General features: G+C 67.0%; 19 protein-coding genes. 16 read left to right on the forward strand and 3 right to left on the reverse strand.

All coding sequences use genetic code 11. The features are described from left to right. The first annotated feature begins 9 nt into the window (after positions 1–9). The 7 genes from nusA (at position 10) to KDB67_RS16055 (ending at position 7,934) form a co-directional block, all read left to right on the forward strand. Complete coding sequence (nusA, locus tag KDB67_RS16025) at positions 10–1,014, forward strand: transcription termination factor NusA (RefSeq protein ID WP_291017596.1); 1,005 nt, start codon at positions 10–12, stop codon at positions 1,012–1,014. A gap of 95 nt (positions 1,015–1,109) precedes the next feature. Beyond that, positions 1,110–1,445, forward strand: a complete 336-nt coding sequence (locus tag KDB67_RS16030; protein WP_291017598.1) for a YlxR family protein — start codon at positions 1,110–1,112, stop codon at positions 1,443–1,445. Positions 1,446–1,525: 80 nt separating this feature from the next. Then, complete coding sequence (gene infB, locus KDB67_RS16035) at positions 1,526–4,402, forward strand: translation initiation factor IF-2 (protein ID WP_291017600.1); 2,877 nt, start codon at positions 1,526–1,528, stop codon at positions 4,400–4,402. 163 nt (positions 4,403–4,565) lie between these two features. Beyond that, positions 4,566–5,015, forward strand: a complete 450-nt coding sequence (rbfA, locus tag KDB67_RS16040; RefSeq protein WP_291017602.1) for a 30S ribosome-binding factor RbfA — start codon at positions 4,566–4,568, stop codon at positions 5,013–5,015. Beyond that, entirely contained in the window at positions 5,012–5,968 is a 957-nt protein-coding gene (locus KDB67_RS16045) for a DHH family phosphoesterase (RefSeq protein WP_291017605.1), read from the forward strand. The genes rbfA and KDB67_RS16045 overlap by 4 nt, the downstream gene beginning before the upstream one ends. A gap of 53 nt (positions 5,969–6,021) precedes the next feature. After that, entirely contained in the window at positions 6,022–7,350 is a 1,329-nt protein-coding gene (locus KDB67_RS16050) for an MATE family efflux transporter (protein ID WP_291017608.1), read from the forward strand. Positions 7,351–7,436: 86 nt separating this feature from the next. Then, a complete protein-coding gene (locus tag KDB67_RS16055; RefSeq protein ID WP_291017610.1) occupies positions 7,437–7,934 on the forward strand; it encodes a DUF3060 domain-containing protein in 498 nt (165 codons plus the stop codon). Here KDB67_RS16055 and KDB67_RS16060 read toward each other — a convergent pair. Continuing rightward, on the reverse strand, positions 7,924–10,416 hold the full coding sequence (locus tag KDB67_RS16060) for a glycoside hydrolase family 2 TIM barrel-domain containing protein (RefSeq protein WP_291017613.1): 2,493 nt from the start codon (positions 10,414–10,416) through the stop codon (positions 7,924–7,926). The genes KDB67_RS16055 and KDB67_RS16060 overlap by 11 nt on opposite strands. Before the next feature lie 121 nt (positions 10,417–10,537). Between KDB67_RS16060 and KDB67_RS16065 the strand changes: the two genes are divergently transcribed. From KDB67_RS16065 to KDB67_RS16080, 4 genes are all read left to right on the forward strand, one after another. After that, positions 10,538–11,506: a metallophosphoesterase gene (locus KDB67_RS16065; RefSeq protein ID WP_291017616.1), complete on the forward strand. Its 969-nt coding sequence runs from the start codon at positions 10,538–10,540 to the stop codon at positions 11,504–11,506. Between the two features lie 79 nt (positions 11,507–11,585). Further along, positions 11,586–12,506 carry a metal ABC transporter substrate-binding protein gene (locus KDB67_RS16070; protein WP_291017618.1) on the forward strand — a complete coding sequence of 307 codons (921 nt, stop codon included), beginning with the start codon at positions 11,586–11,588 and terminating at the stop codon, positions 12,504–12,506. 4 nt (positions 12,507–12,510) lie between these two features. Further along, positions 12,511–13,269 (forward strand): metal ABC transporter ATP-binding protein, encoded by a 759-nt coding sequence (locus tag KDB67_RS16075; RefSeq protein WP_291017620.1) that lies wholly within the window; start codon positions 12,511–12,513, stop codon positions 13,267–13,269. A gap of 35 nt (positions 13,270–13,304) precedes the next feature. After that, positions 13,305–14,156 carry a metal ABC transporter permease gene (locus tag KDB67_RS16080; protein WP_291017648.1) on the forward strand — a complete coding sequence of 284 codons (852 nt, stop codon included), beginning with the start codon at positions 13,305–13,307 and terminating at the stop codon, positions 14,154–14,156. Positions 14,157–14,187: 31 nt separating this feature from the next. Here the strand turns inward: KDB67_RS16080 and KDB67_RS16085 are convergent, their stop codons facing one another. Next, positions 14,188–14,802, reverse strand: coding sequence for a class I SAM-dependent methyltransferase (locus KDB67_RS16085; protein WP_291017623.1), 615 nt, complete (start codon positions 14,800–14,802; stop codon positions 14,188–14,190). A 124-nt stretch (positions 14,803–14,926) separates the two neighbouring features. Here KDB67_RS16085 and KDB67_RS16090 point away from each other — a divergent pair, with 124 nt between their 5' ends. From KDB67_RS16090 to truB, 5 genes are read left to right on the forward strand one after another with little or no spacing between them, the layout of a single operon-like run. Beyond that, positions 14,927–15,169, forward strand: coding sequence for a plasmid stabilization protein (locus tag KDB67_RS16090; RefSeq protein WP_291017626.1), 243 nt, complete (start codon positions 14,927–14,929; stop codon positions 15,167–15,169). Continuing rightward, positions 15,166–15,621, forward strand: coding sequence for a type II toxin-antitoxin system VapC family toxin (locus KDB67_RS16095; RefSeq protein WP_291017629.1), 456 nt, complete (start codon positions 15,166–15,168; stop codon positions 15,619–15,621). Before KDB67_RS16090 ends, KDB67_RS16095 begins: the two co-directional genes overlap by 4 nt. Further along, positions 15,605–16,003 carry a hypothetical protein gene (locus KDB67_RS16100; protein WP_291017631.1) on the forward strand — a complete coding sequence of 133 codons (399 nt, stop codon included), beginning with the start codon at positions 15,605–15,607 and terminating at the stop codon, positions 16,001–16,003. The genes KDB67_RS16095 and KDB67_RS16100 overlap by 17 nt, the downstream gene beginning before the upstream one ends. Before the next feature lie 36 nt (positions 16,004–16,039). After that, positions 16,040–16,714: a 4'-phosphopantetheinyl transferase superfamily protein gene (locus KDB67_RS16105; protein ID WP_291017633.1), complete on the forward strand. Its 675-nt coding sequence runs from the start codon at positions 16,040–16,042 to the stop codon at positions 16,712–16,714. A 1-nt stretch (position 16,715) separates the two neighbouring features. Further along, a complete protein-coding gene (gene truB, locus KDB67_RS16110) occupies positions 16,716–17,618 on the forward strand; it encodes a tRNA pseudouridine(55) synthase TruB (protein WP_291017634.1) in 903 nt (300 codons plus the stop codon). Positions 17,619–17,775: 157 nt separating this feature from the next. Here truB and KDB67_RS16115 read toward each other — a convergent pair. Continuing rightward, positions 17,776–18,785 (reverse strand): glycoside hydrolase family 32 protein (locus KDB67_RS16115; protein WP_291017636.1); only part of this gene is annotated, 1,010 nt, incomplete at its 5' end.

Raw genomic sequence — 18,785 nt, forward strand, 5'->3', positions numbered from 1 at the left:
AGCCGGCCCATGCATATCGACATCAGCGCCTTGCGCATGATCGAAGCCGACAAAGGCATTCCGATCGACACCGTGATCGCGACGATCGAGACCGCGCTGCTGACCGCGTACAAGCACACCAGCCATCCCGCCCAGCACGCCCGCATCGACATCAACCGCAAGTCCGGCGAGGTGCGGGTGATGGCCCACGAGTTCGGCCCGGACGGCGAGGCGTCCGAGGAGTGGGACGACACCCCGCACGACTTCGGCCGGATCGCGGCCACCACCGCCCGCCAGGTGATCCTGCAGCGGCTGCGTGACGCGGAGAGTGAGAAGACCTTCGGCGATTTCGCCACTCACGAGGGTGAGATCGTCGGCGGTGTGGTGCAGGCCGATGCCCGCGCCAATGCCCGCGAGATGATCGTCGTCGCGATCGGCAGCGACGCCAATTCCGTCGAGGGCGTGATCCCCAAGGCCGAGCAGGTTCCGGGTGAGGTGCTCAAACACGGCGACCGGGTCAAGTGCTACGTGGTGGGGGTGACCCGCGGCGCGCGCGGCACCCAGATCACCCTCTCGCGCACCCACCCCAACCTGGTGCGCAAACTGTTTGCGCTGGAGGTTCCCGAGATCGAGGATGCCTCGGTCGAGATCGTGGCCGTGGCACGGGAGGCGGGTCACCGCTCCAAGATCGCCGTACACACCAAGGTTTCCGGCCTCAACGCGAAGGGCGCGTGCATCGGCCCGATGGGGCAGCGGGTGCGCAACGTGATGAGTGAGCTGGGCGGGGAGAAGATCGACATCATCGACTTCGACGAGGATCCGGCCGTGTTCGTCGGGAATGCGCTGTCCCCGGCGAAGGTCGTGTCGGTGACGGTCATAGATCTCGCGCTCAAGGCCGCGCGCGTGGTGGTGCCCGACTACCAGCTCTCGCTCGCCATCGGAAAGGAAGGCCAGAACGCGCGGCTGGCGGCCAGGCTCACCGGGTGGCGGATCGATATCCGCTCCGACGCGGACCCCGACGCCGGAAACGTGTGATGGCCCGATTGATGACTCGTGTGAACGTGAGGCGAACAACACCGCTGATAGTCGGCCGATTCTTCCGATCGGCCCTCGGCGCGCTAGACTGACCGATGGTTCAGCGAACGCTATCCGACGCGCCGGTAAGGACCTGCATCGGATGTCGGCAGCGCGACTGCGCGAGCGCCCTCGTTCGGTTGGTGGCCCGCACGGATTCCCGTGAGGCCGCCGACGGTGCGCAGGTGGTCGTCGACGTCACACGAACCATGCCGGGGCGAGGTGCCTGGTTGCATCCACGCGAGGATTGTGTATCCCGTGCGGTGCGCCGCAAGGCCTTTGGACCGGCGTTACGGGTGGGCGGTCTGACCGTCGCCCACAGTGATCTTTCCGAGCTGGTCGGGAAGATCAACGATCAAAGACAGGCAGCAGAAGACATGAGCACACCGTGAAGTACCCACGATGAGCACGTATCGGACGTAACCATGAGGTCGTGGCGGGCTAGCCGCTCGGCCTCCAAGTGAGGAGAGCAGTGGCAGGCAAGGCCCGCGTGCACGAATTGGCCAAAGAACTCGGCGTGACGAGCAAACAGGTGCTCGAACGATTGAAGGAACAGGGCGAATTCGTCAAATCCGCGTCGTCGACGGTCGAGGCCCCGGTGGCCCGCAGACTTCGCGAATCATTCCCCCAGGCCGGAGGCAAGGACGTCAGCTCGTCCGCCAAGCCCCGGCCTTCGGGCGCACCCAAACCCGGTGCGCCGCGCCCGTCGGCCACACCGGCGACGGCAGCCCAGACAACAGCCAAGCCCGCACCCGCGGGCCCGCGCCCCGGCGCGCCCAAGCCGGCGGCACCCGCCCCGGTGCAGCCTGCCGCAGCGAGTACGGCCGCACCTGCGGATACGGTCCGCCCGGCACCGCAGGCACCCGGCCCCAAGCCGGGCCGCCCGCGTCCGGCCGCGCCGAAGCCCGCGTCGGCACCCGCACCGCAGACACCGCGTGACGGCGGTTCGTCGCGTCCGGGCCCCGGTCCGCGCCCAGGGCCCAAGCCCGGTCCGCGTGCACCACGCGTCGGCAACAACCCCTACTCGTCGGCTCCGCCGCCGGCACCGCGGCCTGCCGGTCCCCGTCCCGGCCCCGCTGGTCAGGGCGGTCCGCGCCCCGGTGGTGGCCGTCCCGGCGCACAGGGCAGGCCCGGCCAGGCCGGTCCCCGTCCGGGCCCCGGTCAGGCCGGCCCGCGTCCCAATCCAGGCAACATGCCTCCCCGTCCGAACCCCGGTGCGATGCCCAGCCGTGCCGCCCGTCCTGATGCCGGTCGTCCCGGCCGTGGCGGTCCGGGCGCTGGTCGTGGCGGTCCCGGCGGTGGTGGCGGAGGCGGCTACCGCGGTGGTGGCGGAGGCGGCACGGGTGCTCCCGGTGGTGCTCCCGCGGCCGGTGGTGGCTTCCGCGGTCGTCCCGGTGGCGGAGGCGGCGGCGGTGGCCGTGGACGCGGCGGTGCCGCGGGTGCCTTCGGGCGTCCGGGCGGTGCTCCCCGCAAGGGCCGCAAGTCCAAGCGCCAGAAGCGGCAAGAGTACGACTCGATGCAGGCACCGGCAGTCGGCGGTGTCCGGCTGCCACGCGGCAACGGCGAGACCATCCGGCTCGCCCGTGGCGCGTCGCTGTCCGATTTCGCCGACAAGATCGGCGCCAACCCGGCGTCGCTGGTCCAGGCGTTGTTCAACCTCGGCGAGATGGTCACGGCCACCGAGTCGGTGAACGACGAGACGCTGGAGCTGCTCGGCGGCGAGATGAACTACACCGTCCAGGTCGTCAGCCCCGAGGACGAGGACCGCGAGCTGCTCGAAAGCTTCGACCTCACCTACGGAGAGGACGAGGGCGGCGAAGAGGATCTCGAACAGCGCCCGCCGGTGGTGACCGTCATGGGTCACGTCGACCACGGTAAGACCCGACTGCTCGACACGATCCGCAAGGCCAACGTCCGTGAGGGCGAGGCCGGTGGCATCACCCAGCACATCGGCGCCTACCAGGTGAACACCCACCTCAACGGCGAGGACCGGCTCATCACCTTCATCGACACCCCTGGTCACGAGGCGTTCACCGCCATGCGTGCCCGTGGTGCCAAGGCCACCGACATCGCGATCGTCGTGGTCGCCGCCGACGACGGTGTCATGCCGCAGACGGTGGAGGCCATCAACCACGCACAGGCGGCCGACGTGCCTGTCGTGGTGGCGGTCAACAAGATCGACAAGGAGGGCGCGCAGCCGGAGAAGATCCGCGGCCAGCTCACCGAGTACGGTCTGGTCCCCGAGGAGTACGGCGGTGACACCATGTTCGTCGACATCTCGGCCAAGCAGGGTACCAACATCGAGGGTCTCCTCGAAGCGGTGCTGCTGACCGCCGACGCGTCGCTGGACCTGCGGGCCAACCCCGACATGGACGCGCAGGGTGTGGCCATCGAGGCCCACCTCGACCGCGGCCGCGGCCCGGTGGCCACCGTCCTGGTGCAGCGCGGAACGCTCAAGGTGGGCGACTCGATCGTCGCCGGCGACGCCTACGGCCGCGTCCGGCGCATGGTCGACGAGCACGGCGACGACGTCGCCGAGGCCACCCCGTCGCGTCCGGTGCAGGTCATCGGCTTCACGTCGGTGCCCGGTGCCGGTGACAACCTGCTGGTCGTCGAAGAGGACCGCATCGCCCGGCAGATCGCCGACCGGCGCAACGCGCGCAAGCGCAACGCGCTGGCCGCCCGCAGCCGCAAGCGCATCAGCCTGGAAGATCTGGATTCGGCTCTCAAGGAGACCAGCCAGCTCAACCTCATCCTCAAGGGCGACAACTCCGGTACCGTCGAGGCCCTCGAAGAGGCGCTGCTCGGTATCGAGATGGACGACGAGGTGTCGTTGCGGATCATCGACCGCGGCGTCGGCGGTGTCACCGAGACCAACGTCAACCTGGCGGCGGCCTCGGATGCCATCATCATCGGCTTCAACGTCCGCGCCGAGGGTAAGGCAACCGAACTGGCCAACCGCGAGGGTGTCGACATCCGGTACTACTCGGTGATCTACCAGGCCATCGACGAGATCGAGAGCGCGCTCAAGGGCATGCTCAAGCCGGTCTACGAGGAGGTGGAGCTCGGCCGCGCCGAGATCCGTGCCATCTTCAAGTCGTCGAAGGTCGGCAACATCGCCGGCTGTCTGGTGCAGTCGGGCATCATGCGCCGCAACGCCAAGGCACGTCTGCTCCGCGACAATGTGGTGGTCGCCGAGAACCTGACCATCTCCTCGCTCAAGCGTGAGAAGGACGATGCGACCGAGGTTCGCGAAGGGTACGAGTGTGGTCTCACGCTCACCTACAGCGACATCAAGGTCGACGACGTCATCGAGACGTACGAGCTGCGCGAGAAGCCGCGCGACTGATCCGCTGTCCCGCATCCCGGCGCACAGGGTCCACCCGGACCCTGTGCGCTGCGGTCGTGCCCGGTGTTTCCTCCCTTGAAAGTGACGCGTCACACGACGTGGCGTCGCACGCTCCGAGCCCCGGGGGAGTAGTAGTACTTTGAAATGTGAAAGGACGTGACATATGGCTGACCCCGCACGGGCACAACGGCTGGCCAAGCGGATTTCCTCGATCGTGGCATCCGCTATCGCGCACGACATCAAGGATCCGCGGTTGGCGCACGTCACCATCACCGACGCCCGCGTCACCAACGACCTGCACGAGGCGACGCTCTATTACACAGTGATGGGCGAGTCCATCGATTCGCCGCCCGACTACGCCGAAGCGGCCGCCGGCCTGGCCAAAGCCACCGGAGTCCTGCGGTCCAAGGTCGGTGCGGGGACAGGTGTCCGGTTCACCCCCACGCTGACGTTCGTCCGTGACTCGGTGCCCGACGCGGCCCGGCACATGGAAGAGCTCGTCGCCCGCGCCCGGGCCAACGACCTCGCAGTCGCGCAGCAGGCGGCCGCGGCCCAGCCCGCGGGCGAGGCGGATCCGTACCGGCACGACGACGAGGACGGTCGGACCGAGTGAGGGCGAGCACGCCCCAGGACGTCGCCGAGGTGCTCGGCGATGCGACGGCCGTGACGATTCTCTGTCATGTCCGGCCAGATCCCGACACGATCGGCAGCGGACTGGCGCTGGCCTTGGGGCTGTCGCGGCGCGGCGTCGACGTCGAGGTGTCGTTTCCGGGGTCCGAGAAGCTGCCCCGGTCGCTGACTGCGCTCGCAGGAGCCGATCTGGTGGTTCCCGCCGGTGAGGTGGTGGGTCATCCGGTGGTGGTGTCGGTCGACGCGGCGACCCTCGGTCGTCTCGGCGATCTCGGCGCCGTTTTCGAACGTGCCGAACACAACATCGTCATCGACCATCACGTATCCAACAGCGGATTCGGTGAGTTGAACCTGATCGATCCGGCCGCCGATTGCACATCGATCCTGATCCTGGCGGTCCTCGACGAACTCGGGGCCGAGATCGACGCCGATATCGCGACCTGCGTCTACGCCGGCCTGATCACCGATACGGGTTCCTTCAAATGGGCACGTCCGGAGTCGCTGCGCGTCGGTGCCCGGCTCCTGGACACCGGGGTCGACGGTGCGGCCTGGAGCCGGGTTCTGCTCGACAGCCATCCGGTGTCCTGGTTGTCGCTGGTGTCCAAGGTGCTCGGCGGGGCGCGTTTCGACGCGAACGCCTGCGACGGGCACGGCGTGATCTACGCGGTCGTCGAACACGACATGATGGGGCCGGTGGGCTGGGCCGATGTCGAGAGCATCATCGACGTGCTGCGCGTCGCCGAGGAGGCCGAGGTGGCGGCGGTGTTCAAGGAGACCGCACCGTCGAAGTGGGCCGTGTCGCTGCGGGCCAAGGACAAGGTCGATCTCGTTCCGCTGGCCGGCGCGCACGGCGGCGGTGGCCATCGGCGGGCGGCAGGCTACAGCGACAGCGGTGTGGTCGGCGATGTGGTCGACCGGTTCCTGAGGTCCCTCTGACCACTGGCCCGGCGCCTGCCGACGGTACTGACGGGCGGGTACCCGACACCGGTGTGCGCCGTATCGCGGTGCTGTCGGTGTCCGCTCTGGTGGTGCTGGTCGCGCCGCCTTTCTACCTGCTGCTCGATCTTGCCGTCGTCGGCCGGCTCGGTGGTCACGAACTCGCTGCCCTGGGCGTGGGCACGCTGGTGCTGGCCACCATCAGTACGCAGCTCACCTTCCTCTCATATGGCACGACGGCCCGATCGGCTCGGTTGTTCGGTGCCGGTGATCGCGGCGGTGCTGTGCGTGAGGGTGTGCAGGCGACGTGGGTGGCGCTCGGTGTCGGTGTCCTGCTGATCGTTCTCGCGTATCCGTTGGCGCCGGTGGTGATGGGCGCGCTGGTGGGTTCCGGCGAGGATGGCTCGGCACAGGTCGCGGCCGATGCGACGCGTTGGGTGCGGATCGCGATGTTCGGTGTCCCGCTGATCCTGGCGTCGATGGCGGGCAACGGCTGGATGCGTGGCGTGCAGGACACCCGCAGGCCGGTTCTGTTCGTGCTGTGCGGTTTGTCGATCGGTGCTGCCGGGGTGATCGGGCTGGTCCACGGTGTCGGCTGGTTCCCGCGGCTGGGCCTGACCGGCAGTGCGGTGGCCAACGTGGTCGGCCAGTCGATCACGGGGGCGCTGTTCGTGACCCGGTTGATCGGCGAATCGCGGCGGCGAAGGCTGTCGTTGAGCCCGGATCGCTCGATCATCGCCGCGCAGCTTCTGATGGCGCGTGACCTGATCCTGCGTAGTCTGTCGTTTCAGGTATGTTTCGTGTCGGCGACGGCCGTCGCGGCACGGTTCGGGATGGCCTCCGTGGCCGCCCATCAGGTGACCATTCAGGTGTGGGATTTCGTCGCGTTGCTGCTCGACTCGGTGGCGATCGCCGCGCAGTCGCTGGTGGGTGCGGCGCTCGGGGCCGGTGCGGCCGGCGTAGCAGTCACCGTCGCCCGGCGGGTCACCGTGGTGGCGGTGGCGATCGCCGTGGGCGTGGCCGCCGTGTTCACCCTCGGTGCCGGGGCCATCCCGGGGCTGTTCACCTCAGATGCCGACGTCCGCGACGCCATGCTGGTGCCCTGGTGGTTCCTGGTCGGTATGCTGCCGATCGCCGCGATAGTGTTCGCGCTCGATGGTGTTCTACTCGGTGCCGGCGACGTGGTGTTCCTGCGCAAGGCCACCCTGTTCTCGGCGCTGTGCGGATTTCTGCCGCTGATCTGGTTGTCGCTCGTGCTCGGCTGGGGGCTGGCGGGGATATGGTCGGGTCTGGTGGCGCTGATGGTGTTGCGTCTGATTCTGGTGGTTGTGCGGGTTCTCGGTGGACGCTGGCAACTCGTCGGCACGGAGTCTGTGACCTGATCGGCATTTGCATACCGTGGTGAACGGTGTCCGTAGGATGATTCGCGCCGGCAATGAGTCCGGGCGGCGGGGTGGGGAGCGAACGTATGGCAATGAGACCGGCGAAGACAGCGTTGGTCGTGGGCCTGAGCATGCTGGCACTGTCCGGCTGCGAGCAACTCGACAAGGTCATCGCGACGGAGACCGTCACCGTCACCGAGACCCCCGGCCCCGAGACCCAGGACGGCCTGACTGCGGCCGAGGACAACGACCCGGTCGACGAGGGCAACCAGGAGGAAACGGTCGAAGCCGACGATCAGGTCGGCGGTTCGCGTGACTATTTCCAGGGCCCGACGATCAGCCAGGACCGGGGTGCCGTCGTCTGGACGTGCGGCCGTAAGGCGATCCTGATCAGCGGTGACGCCAACATCGTCACGCTGCTGGGCATGTGTCCTTCGGTGCTGGTCAGCGGCGACGGCAACAAGGTGATCCTCAGCGGCGTCGAGCGGCTGTCGGTGTCGGGCAACGGCAACACCATCACCTACTGGCCCAGCACCGCCAAACTCACTGACACCGGCAACGGCAATACCTACTTCAAACGCTGACGTCGCTTCCGCTGCCCGCTGCGTCGACGGTGAGGGTGAGATCGACGGGTGCGCAACCGCGGGCCGACGCGGTCAGGCGCACCTGGCCGGGCACGTGCCCGGCCCGCAGTACGGCCAGAGCCCGGCCCTGATAGGTGCGGTGTACAGGTGAACAGAACCCTTCTTCGGTGATCGGTTCGGCGCTGCCGAATCCGAGCAGGGCAGCGGCACCGTCGATTTCAAGTGATACAGGACGATCGTCGAGTGGCCGGACGATGCCCTCGGCGTCGGTTATCTCGACATGTACGAACGCCAGGTCGTGGCCGTCAGCGCGTAGCGATCCGGATTCGGCCCGCACCGTCAGGCATAGGTCCGGTCCGGCACTGCGCAGGGTGTCGCGGCCGATCTCAGTGCCGTCTGTGCCGCGCAGTACCGCGGTCAGTTCCCCTGGCGCGTACGGCACGGTGAAGCTGACCAGGTGCCCGGACTTCGCCGATATCTGCCCGCGCCCGACCGGTACTCCGTTCAGGGACAGTTCGGCCACACCGTCTGCGCCGTACACCTCGACCGTCGCGGGTTCGCCTTCCAGCCCGGCCCAGCTCCAGCTGCGGATTGAGTCGGTGGAGCGCCAACTGGAGTCGACCGGCCGGTCCCGCGCATGGTCGACCGGCCGCACCGCCAGATGCGGCCCGTAACTTGAACCCCACGCGATCTCGTTGAGGTAAGTCTGCGTGTGCCGATGCCCGGTGATGTCGAAGTTGGGGGTGCCGGCCGCGAGCGCGGGGTACGGCTGGAACAGCCGAGGACGGTCGTTGTAGCGGGCCGCGGCGATCGCGCCCTCGCCCAGGTAGTCCCAGCCGGTCCACACAAAATCCCCGATGACGTGCGGTTGGTCGGCGATGTCGTGCCAGATCTCGACGGTTTGGGTGGGTGGATTCTCGCTGCCGACGGCGATCCGGTCCGGATGCAGCAGGTGGTCCTGGCGGAACCGGGCAGCCATGTAGTTGTAGCCGGCGATGTCGACGTCGGCGAACGCGTCGCGGGTCTTGCGGTCGACAACCGGTTTGGTGAGGACCACTTTCATGATCTTGCTCATCGCACCCATCGCCAGGTTCAGCAGCAGAATCAGGTTCTTGTTGGCTGCCGTGGTTCCCGCGGCGCGGGCCTTGGCGGCCTTGCTCTGGGCCTTCGCCTCGTCCTTGGAGGCCACCAGATTGAGAAGACCGTTGATGCAGTTGGTGACCGGCCGGGAAGGGTCGAACTCGCGGGTCGTCGCGGCGAGTTGCGCGCCGAGCCGGATTCCGTCGGTGGTCGCGGTCTCGCCGATCTCGTTGCCGATCGAGTACATGATCACCGACGGGTGGTTGATGTCCTTGGCGATCATCGCCGCGAGGTCGGTGCGCCACTGATCGGTGAACTCCAGCGAGGCGTCCCAGGTGGTTTTCGGTCGGGTCCACACGTCGGTGAGCTCGTCCATCACCAACATTCCCAGCTCGTCGCAGGCGTCGAGCATGGCCCGTGATGCGGGGTTGTGGGCGCTGCGGATCGCGTTGAACCCGGCCTCTTTGAGCAGCCGTACGCGCCGGTGCTCGGCGGCCGGGAGACAATGCGCGCCGATCACCCCATGGTCGTGATGTACCGCTGCGCCGCGCAGCTTGGTCGATTCGCCGTTGATCAGCAGTCCCGAGGCCGCAGTCACCTCGACGGTGCGGATCCCGAACCTGGCATGTGCCTCGTCGGTGCGTCCGCCGGCAGCAGTGGTGACGCGCACCGTGTACAGGGTGGGTGATCGGAGTGACCACAGTGCGGGATCGGGTATCTCGACGGTCTGTGTCACGGGCAGCCGGGCTCCGGTGGCCACCTGAACGGTACGCCGCGCCTGCTGTACCGGTTGTCCGGACGGATCGTCGACCGTGATCGCCAACCACACGTCGCGGTCGGTGTCTCCGGCATTGACCACGTCGGTACGGATGTCGAGCGTCGCGGTCCCGGTGGCGACCGTTCGCGTCGTCACCTGTGGGTATCCGGGTGCGATGTGCACCGCCGGCCCGACCAGCACGTGCACGGGACGGTAGATTCCGCTGCCGGTGTACCAGCGGCTGTTGGGTTGCTGCGAGTTGTCGACGATCACCTCGATCGTGTTGGTCTCACCGAACCGCAACCCGGTCAGCGGCACCCTGAACTCGGTGTACCCCGACGGGCAGCCGCCCACCTCGACGCCGTTGAGCAGCACGTGCGAGCGGTGATAGACGCCCTCGAACTCGCACTCGACGACGCAGTCGCGCCACTCCTGCGGGGCGGTGAAGCGCTTGCTGTAGCGGTAGACACCACCGGGGAAGTAGCCGGTGTTGTGCGCAGCCGCGCAATCGGGATCGCGGGTCTCGAACATCATCGCGTCGTACGGCAATGTGGCCGGCCCGACGGTCCGTGCGGGTCGACCGGGCGTCTCGGTCGTGACCGTCCAGTCGGCGTCGAACGAGGAACCGATCACAGAGATCTCCATCCATAGCCCGGCTTCTGATATGTCAGTACATGTAAAACATATCAGCAGGGCGGGACGATGTTCGGTGTTCCCGCGTCCGGGATCGCAATACCGGACGCGGGCTCTGGCACTATGGACCCTCGTGGCTACTCTCTGGGCGATCAGTGATCTGCATGTCGGGCATCGTGGAAACGAGGAGATCGTCGGCAAGATCCGGCCGCAGAGGTCTGATGACTGGCTGATCGTCGCGGGTGACGTCGCCGAACGCACCGACGACATCATCGACACGCTGCGCCGGTTGGAGATGAAGTTCAACACCGTGATCTGGGTACCCGGCAATCACGAGCTGTATACGACCAGCCGCGATCCGCGTCAGTTGTTCGGGGTGGCCCGCTACGACTATCTGGTGCAGGCGTGCCGGGACATCGGCGTGGTGACGCCCGAGGACATCTATCCGCTGTTCGATCCCGGCACGGGGGAACCGCCGGTGCGGATCGTGCCGATGTTCCTGCTGTACGACTACACGTTCCGGCCCGAGGGCACCACGACGACGCTGTCGGCGCTGGCGCTGGCCCGCGAACGCAACGTGGTGGCCACCGACGAGTTCCTGCTGTCCCCGGAACCGTTCCCGACGCGGGACGCGTGGAGCCGTGCGCGGATCGAGGCCACCCGGCTGCGGCTGGAGGCGCTCGATCCGAACGAGAGGAAGGTCCTGATCAACCATTGGCCGCTGCGCCGCGAACCGACCGACGTGCTGATGTATCCGGAGTTCGCGCTGTGGTGCGGCAGCGAGCTGACCGCCGACTGGCACACCCGGTTCAACGCGGTGAACTGCGTGTACGGACACCTGCACATTCCGCGTTCCACCTGGTACGACGGCGTCAAGTTCGATGAGGTGTCGGTCGGCTATCCCCGTGAGTGGAAGAAGCGTGGACTGCCCGAGCCGTTGCTGCGCAAGATCGTTCCCGACGAGGGGGTCAGGCCGGCCGACCTGTCGGAGTTCGGCGAACGTTTCGACCTGCCGCCGGAACTGTATGCCGAGCGGGCCGAGGCATTGCGGCGCCGGGTCGCGCAGGCGGAGGCGCGGCGGCGCATGACCGGCGGGTCCTGATCACCCGATCGTCGTCGCAGGGTGAGAATCAGGTCACCCTTGCTAGAAATTTCGGTTACCCGAAATTAGGGTATCGGGCATGTGGAACTGGTGTCGGTTGCGGTGGAGGGCGCCGGTCGTGGCTGCCGTCGTCGCGGTGGGTGCGCTGTCGGGGTGCGCACCCGAGGATTTCCCCGACGACGGCAAACCGATCGTGGTGACCACCTTCACGGTCCTGGCCGATATCGCCTCGGTGGTGGCCGGCGACCGGATCCACGTGCGGTCCATCACCAAGCCGGGCGCCGAGATCCACGGTTACGAGCCCACCCCCGGCGACATGCGGCGATCGGCGAAAGCCGACCTCATCGTCGACAACGGTCTGAACCTCGAATCGTGGTTCTCCCAGTTCGTCGAGCCGCTCGACGTCGAACATGTCGTGATCAGCGACGGTGTGAAACCGATCGACATCACCTCCGATGCGTATGCGGGTAAACCGAATCCGCACGCCTGGATGAGTCCGTTGAACGTCGAGATCTACGTCGACAATCTGGTGCGGGCCTTCACCGGCATCGACCCCGGCGGCGCCGTCGCGTTCCAGGCCAACGCGGTGGCCTACAAGAAGCAACTGCGGCAGGTGCACGACGACCTGGTCGCGGCGCTGCGCACTGTGCCTGAGAAGCAGCGTGCCCTGGTGACCTGCGAGGGCGCGTTCCCGTACCTGACCCGCGACGCAGGGATCGCCGAACACTACATCTGGCCGGTGAACGCCGAACAGCAGGCCACTCCTAAACAGGTGTCGGAGACCATCGATTATGTCCGTGACAACGACGTGCCGGCGGTGTTCTGCGAGTCGACCGTGTCGGACCGGCCGATGAAACAGGTCGCCGCAGCCACGGGCGCACGGTTCGGCGGCACTCTGTACGTCGACTCGCTGTCGGATGCCGACGGGCCGGTGCCGACCTATCTGGATTTGATCCGCCACGACGCGAAGACCATCGTGTCGGGCCTGACGGGCAGGTGAACCGATGAGAACCACTGATCCGGCCGCGATCGTCGTCGACGACGTGACCGTCCGCTACGGCGACGTGGTCGCCCTCGACGGCGCGTCGCTGACGTTGCGGGCGGGCACGGTGTGCGGGTTGGTCGGGATGAACGGGTCCGGCAAGTCGACGCTGTTCAAGACGATCATGGGTCTGGTGCGGCCCGATGCGGGCACCGTCACCGTCGGCGGCCAGGCACCACGCACGGCGCGCCGGTCGGCCTCGATCGGGTACGTCCCGCAGTCCGAGGACATCGACTGGCAGTTCCCGGTGTCGGTGGAGGACGTGGTGATGACCGGCCGCTACGGGCAACTGGGGTTTACCCGGAGGCCGCGCCGCAAGGACAGGGCGGCTGTCGACGACGCGCTGGCCCGGGTGGAGCTGACCGAGTATCGGCACCGGCAGATCGGCCGGCTCTCCGGAGGTCAGCGCAAACGGGCATTTGTCGCCCGGGGCATCGCCCAGGGGGCGTCGATCCTACTGCTCGATGAGCCGTTCGCCGGTGTCGACAAACGCACCGAGGCCACCATCACCGCGCAGCTGCGGGCCCTGGCCGCCGACGGGGTAACCGTTCTGGTGTCGACGCACGACCTGCATGCACTGCCGGCGCTGGCCGACGAGGCGATCCTGCTGATGCGCAAGGTTCTTGTGCACGACACCCCCGAGACGGTGCTCAAACCGGAAAACCTGGTCCGTGCCTTCGGAGTGGACCCGCTCGACCTGGCACCCGGGGGTGTGGCGTGATCGACTACCTGATCGACCCGTTCACCTACTCGTTCATGGCCCGAGCGCTTGCGACGACGCTCATCGCGTCGGCGGTGTGCGCGTTGCTTTCGTGCTGGCTGGTGCTCATCGGTTGGTCGCTGATGGGCGATGCCGTTTCCCATTCGGTGCTGCCCGGCGTGGTGCTGGCCTACATCGTCGGCGCGCCGTTCGCGCTCGGTGCGGTGGTGTTCGGCTTCCTGGCGGTGGGACTGATCGGTGCGGTCCGTGACCGGGGCCGCATCAAGGAGGACGCGGCGATCGGCATCGTGTTCACCACGCTGTTCGCGGTCGGACTGGTGCTGATCTCGGTGACTCCCAGCCAAACCGACCTCAACCACATCGTGTTCGGCAACGTGCTGGGCGTCTCGCGGTCGGATCTGGTGCAGATCGCGGTGCTCGGCGCGATCGTCGCGGTGGTGTTGCTCCTCAAACGCCGTGACCTGGTCCTGTTCGCGTTCGATCCCATCCACACCCACGCCATCGGACTCAATCCGCGACTGCTCGGCGCACTGCTGCTCGGGCTGCTCGCGCTGACGACCGTCACGGCGTTGCAGGTGGTGGGGATCGTGCTGGTGGTCGCGATGCTCATCATCCCGGGCGCCACCGCCTACCTGCTGACCGACCGGTTCTCCCGGATGCTGATCATCGCACCCATCGTGTCGATGCTGTGCGGCCTCGTCGGCCTCTACATCTCCTACTATCGCGACACCTCGCCCGGCGGCATGGTTGTCGTGGTGCAGGGCAGCCTGTTCACCCTCGTCTACCTGTTCAGCCCCAGCCACGGGATCGTCGCGGGCTGGATCAGACGCCGCCGGCAACCGCGTCCGGTGGGAGACAGCCCTGTCGCGGCGGAGTTGAGCCGGTGATCATCACCCCGACGGCTACACGTGTAGCTGTTCAGACGGTTGCGGTCCCGGTGCTGAGCGCCGCGTACGGCCGCGGCGCGCCCTTCGCGTAGAACTGATCCAGATCGGCGACGACCAGCCCGGAACCGGCGAGCAGGGACGGGACGTCGCGGGTGAGGTGGCAGCCGCCACCCAACCGTTTCTGGACCGGTTCGAGCAACCGCTGAGTACGACGGACCTTCTCGTCGGGTGCGCGTCCGTGTTCCAGAAAGCACACCGTGCCACCCGGTTTCACAACCCGCCGCAGTTCGGCGAGCGCCGCACCGACGTCGGGAATGGTGCACAGCGTGAACGTACTCAGTGCACTGTCAAAGGTGTTGTCATCGAACGGAAGTCGCTGTCCATCAAGACCGGCGCGTTCTATCGGTACCGTCGAGGCCGCGACTCGCTTGCTCGCCAACCCCCAGCCGCCGTCCGACGGTTCGACGGCACTGACCCGCGTCACCGCATCCGGGTACAGCCCGACATTGAGCCCGGAACCGAACCCGATCTCCACGACCTCTCCGCTCAGCCCCGCACACGCGCGTCGCCGCAGCGGCCGCATCGCCGCCATCCCACACGTTTTCTCCACCAGATGCGGCAGAATCCGGTCGTCATAAAAGCCCATGCGCCCATCATGGTGCCTTCGACACTACGGACATGCGGATTGCGTCATCCCATCCGATTCCTCGTGCTGGTCCACAGCACCGCATCTTGCTAGCATTGAGTGCATTGCATGAAGGAGATGGACTATGGCAACTTTGACGATCAGGGATCTCGATGACGACCTGAAGGCCCGACTGCGCATCCGTGCGGCCGAACATGGCCGATCCATGGAGGCCGAAGTCCGTGAGATATTGCGAACCACGCTCGACGAACCACGCGGTCAGCGCGGACTTGCCACGAGGATCCGCCGTCGACTCGCTGGCGAGGGCTTTGATCTGGAACTGGTTCCCCGCACCGAGATGCCCCGTGCGGCGGAGTTCGGCGAGTGATCGTCCTCGACACCAATGTGGTGTCGGAGGTGATCCGTGTCGAACCGAATCCCCAGGTGATCGGGTGGATCGACGGCATCCTTGATGACGAACTGTTTATCACGGCCGTCACCGAGGCTGAACTCCTGTACGGGATGGAACGGCTGCCGGACGGCAAGCGGAAGTCCGCCCTTGCCGGAGCGATTGAGGACATTGTCGAAGGCGATTTCCGCGACAGGATCTTGCCGTTCGATCATCGCGCTGCGAGCCACTACGGGCGCATCGTGGCCGGTCGCGAACGGGTCGGCAGGCCGATCGCCGCGGCGGACGCGCAGATCGCATCGATCTGTGCGTTCTGGGGTGCGCCATTGGCGACTCGCAACGTGTCGGACTTCGCCGGTACTGGCATCGAGCTTGTGAATCCTTGGGATCCAGTAATGGGTGGAGTTGATTCAGATGCCCGTACCCGCTGATTGGACGACACACCGCCGCGACGACCGTGAACTGCTTGGCTGGATCGTCGCCGCCGACGAGTCGGGAGAGACGTGGTCGGCACACGACGTTCTCGGCCGGGTGGTCGCATCGGGAGTCGACTGGCTCGACGCCGAAGCAGCCCTCGACAACCACGGTCTGCGCTATCTCGCCGACCCCTACATGCTCGAAGGTGTGCGCGAGCAACCTCTGCGGGTGCGTCTGGTGGAGGTCACGCCGGAGCGGATCGTCGTCAAGGAGGAGGACTTCGGGGACATGACCGCGAAGACCGAACGTTTCGTGCTGTCCTGGCCGATGCCTGCGGAGCTGCGGGAGACGCGTCCCGACGATCCGGACGGGTTCACGTTCGGCGGCTCCCACTAGACTTTCGGGCGGAGTTGACGTGGAGAGGATCTGGGTGTGATCGAGCAGGTTGTGCCGTCCGGTGTCGCATCGGTGGAGACGTTCGCCGACCCGCCGGGTATCGCGCCGATGGCGGGGGAGGAGGCGATCATCGCCCGCGCCGTCGACAAGCGGCGCCGCGAGTTCATCACCGCCCGCGACTGCGCGCGTAAGGCGATGGCGCAGCTCGGTGTGGAACCGGCGCCGATCCTGCGTTCGCCCACCGGGTCGCCGCAGGAGAAGGCCGCCCCGATCTGGCCGCGCGGCATCGTCGGCTCCATCACCCACACCGACGGCTACCGGGCCGCGGTGGTGGCGTACAAGCTGCAGATCCGGTCCCTGGGCATCGACGCCGAACCCCACGAGGCGCTGCCCGATGGGGTGCTCGATCACACGAGCATCGCCGAGGAACGCACCGTGCTCGCGACCCGGCCGGCGGGACTGCACTGGGACCGGCTGCTGTTCTGCGCCAAGGAGGCCACCTTCAAGACGTGGTTCCCGTTGACCAAGCGGTGGCTCGGTTTCGAGGACGCCCACATCACCTTCGAGCAGACCGGCGACAACGAGGGGACGTTCGTGTCCAAGCTCCTCGTGGACGGTTCGGTGATCGACGGCGGCACCCCGTTGACCTCGTTCGACGGGGTGTGGCGTGTCGAGCAGAACTTCATCCTGACCTCGATCGCACTGAACTGACATGGCCGACGCGTCCATCGAGAACGCCGGCCTGCTGATCGTCGACAAAGAGGCCGGCATGACCAGCCACGACGTAGTGTCGCGTTGCCGCAAGATCTTCAACACCCGTCGCGTCGGTCACGCCGGCACCCTGGATCCGATGGCGACGGGCGTGCTGGTGATCGGTATCGAACGCGCCACCAAACTCCTCGGCCTGCTGTCACTGACGACGAAGGCCTACGAGGCGACGATCCGCCTGGGAGCGTCCACCACCACCGACGACCGCGAAGGCGAGATCCTCGAAACCCTCGACGCCTCAACCGTTTCCGACGACGAGATCCGTTCCGGTGTCGCTGCCCTGACCGGCGACATCGAGCAGGTCCCAGCGAAGGTCAGCGCCATCAAGGTTGACGGCCGCCGCGCCCACGCCCTCGTCCGTGGTGGCCAAGAGTTCGACCTCGAAGCCCGCCCGGTCACGGTGTCCCGCTTCGACATTCATCACATCCGCCGCGACGAGCCGGGTTTCGCCGACCTCGACGTGACTGTCGAATGCTCCGCCGGAACCTACATCCGTTCCCTCGCAAGAGATCTCGGCACCGCACTGGGCGTCGGCGGTCACCTGACGGCGCTGCGTCGCACCGCCGTCGGCCCCTTCACCCTCGACCACGCCCTGACATTGGACGAGGTCCGCGACAACCCCCACGTCAGCCTCGACATCGATCAGGCCGTCAAACTCTCCTTCCCCCGCCGCGACATCGACGACGACGAAGCCGAGTCCATCAGCCAGGGTCGCTGGCTGAACCCCATCGGCCGCAAAGACATCTACGTCGTAGTAGACCCCGCCGACAAGGCAATCGCCCTGATCCAGGAAAAGGGACGTCGAGCCAGCTCGATCATGGTCGTCCGCCCCGCCACCCTCCGCTGACCCCGGAAACTCCGCATTTCCGTGTCGCTGACGGCAACAAAACGCGGAGTCCTCGCCGGAGAGGATCAGTGGTGCATCGCAACGCCGGATGCGGACACAAACTTTGCGTTCAGGTCCGGGTTCCGGAGCTGAACGCAAAGTTCAGCGGTTCCGGGGGCTATCTCGCGGCCGGGATCGCGATGCCCTCACCGGTGAGATCCGATAGTCGCATCGAGACCCGAACGGACGCACCCTGACCCGAAACCCGCACCGACGACGCGTCGAGTGAGCCGATCAGTTCAGTCAGCACCCGCGTTCCGTTTTCGGCGTACACCTCGACGGCGTGCCCGTCGAGCCAGATCGTCAGGGACACCACCGCCGAATCGTCGGGCACGGCGGCCGGAGCAGGGGTGACCGGGAGCCGGACGGTGCCGGCGAACTCCGGCGGGAAACCGTGGGCGGCCGCCTGCCGGTCCAGCGTCAGTTCCTGGTCGGCGCAGTTGTAGGTGAGCGTGACGCGGGAGTCGTTGTCGTCGGCGAACTCGACGTCGAACCCCGCAGCTCCGTCCGGCCTGACGTCCAGGTCGATCCGGCATGCACCCCGGATCGGCTGTACCACAACGGGTTCGGTGACGACCGTGGGGCCCTCGCCGGCGGGTGGCCCGATGGGCGTTTGCCGCACCCGCAGCTGGCCGTCCACCTTCACCAGGGAAAGCCTGCGCGGCAATGTCATTCGTCCACGTTGCGGAGTATCGGCGTCAAATGGCATGTGGCGCGCGTAATCCCAGTTGCTCATCCATGCGATGAGTGTTCGGGAGTCGTCGTCGAGTCCGGCGAATGTGACCCCCGCATAGCAGTCATGCCCGAAGTCCAGCCAGTTCAGCGCATGCAGGCCGGGCACATCGTCGGCCTTTACGCGCGGCGTGCCATCGTGCGGGGTAAAGGTGCGCCCATCGAAATCGCCGACGAAGTACTGCGTTCCCGACCCGCCTGCGATGGCGCCCGGGTTGAGGCTGACGAGCAACACCCAGTGCGTCTCGTCGGTGCCGTCGACACGGAGCGGAAACAGGTCCGGGCATTCCCATTCACCGCCGACGGCACCGGCCGGCCCGAATGACGACAGAAACTCCCAGGTCAGCAGGTCGTCGGAACGGTAGAGCACCACCTGACGGTCGATCGCCTCCACGG

The organism is Gordonia sp. (in: high G+C Gram-positive bacteria) (assembly GCF_020438995.1).
In the GTDB taxonomy this organism is placed as follows: domain Bacteria; phylum Actinomycetota; class Actinomycetes; order Mycobacteriales; family Mycobacteriaceae; genus Gordonia.